Below are 307 nucleotides of genomic sequence, written 5' to 3'. Positions count from 1 at the left end.
GACTATTTCACTGGGTAATAAAGTAAAATTAAAGCCACGGCTTGGCTGACTTGAGATCCACCAGTCAGCGGAGGCGAGATATTGACCATTCAAATAGGTCCTATTTTGCTCGGGGGTTGTGCCTCGCACGCCAATCCGTTCACCTTCACCTTGTGCTCGAGAGAGTGAGATACCGGTGATCCGTTGCAGCGCCTCTGCCACGTTTTTATCTGGAAACTTACCTATGTCTTCAGCACTGATCGTATCTGAAACTTGTTGATTGTGGCGTTTATTACTGAGAGACTTGACAACGCTGTCATGGAAGGCA

General features: G+C 47.6%; 1 protein-coding gene. It reads right to left on the bottom strand.

The features are described from left to right. Positions 1 to 307 (bottom strand): TonB-dependent receptor plug domain-containing protein (locus tag CWC11_RS21655; protein ID WP_171038510.1); only part of this gene is annotated, 307 nt, incomplete at both ends.

Source organism: Pseudoalteromonas sp. S3178 (assembly GCF_005886985.1).
Lineage (GTDB): Bacteria > Pseudomonadota > Gammaproteobacteria > Enterobacterales > Alteromonadaceae > Pseudoalteromonas > Pseudoalteromonas carrageenovora.
Note: the sequence above shows the minus strand (reverse complement) of the source record. Positions and strands in the feature narration are given on the sequence as shown.